Raw genomic sequence first — 739 nt, forward strand, 5'->3', positions numbered from 1 at the left:
ACGGTTCGCGACTACTATACCGGTTTCCGCTACGAGGGGGACTCCATCGCCGTGTTCGGCGATGCCACGCGCCGCATCTTCATCGAAAGCGGCGCCTGCACGCAAGACCAGGTCACGGTCGTGGGGCCGCCGCGGCTTGACATCTGGCGCGACATCGACGTCGACGGCATCGAGCGGGACACGATCGTGCTCCTCAGCTACCGCGATCCCGACTACCGCGCGCCGAACTCGTTCAAGCAGGTCCTGCGCCTCTTCCTCGAAGCCGCCGCACGCCATGCCGGCGGCGGCGTCCGGTTCGTGGTGAAGGCGAAGAACCTTGCCGACACCGACGAGATCCGCGCTGCGGCGGGATCGCTGGCACGCTTCGTGGAGATCGACCACCAGGTCGCGCTGACCTCTCTTCTGCCGCGTGCGCGCCTGGTCGTCGGGTTCAACTCGCTTTCCGTGCTGGAGGCGCAGTTCTGCAGGGGCCGGACCGCCGTGCCCTATTGGGGCGACGCCATGCGTCCGCCGGAGGAGCTGATCTTCGACCCGCACGACCCGGTCGTGGCGAAGGTCATAGACTTTCCGAGCAGCCCTGATGCGTTCAATGCCCTGCTCGACGACGCGGCCGGCCGCGATCTTCAAAGCGCCTCGTCCGCGGAGGACAGACATGCGGTGATCCGGCGCGTCTTCCACATGCCGTCCGCCGGCTCGTGCTCGAAGGAGGTCGAACGCTACGTGCTGAACGCGATCGCAA

1 protein-coding gene is annotated in these 739 nt (G+C 66.8%); it reads left to right on the top strand.

Annotated features, from left to right (window positions below; translation table 11 throughout):
• Positions 1 to 739, top strand: a 739-nt coding sequence (locus tag ACIIOY_RS26795) for a hypothetical protein (RefSeq protein ID WP_411037714.1), incomplete at both ends; no start/stop codon positions are given.

Origin of the sequence: Shinella agrisoli (genome assembly GCF_046557955.1) — a bacterium.
GTDB lineage: Bacteria > Pseudomonadota > Alphaproteobacteria > Rhizobiales > Rhizobiaceae > Shinella.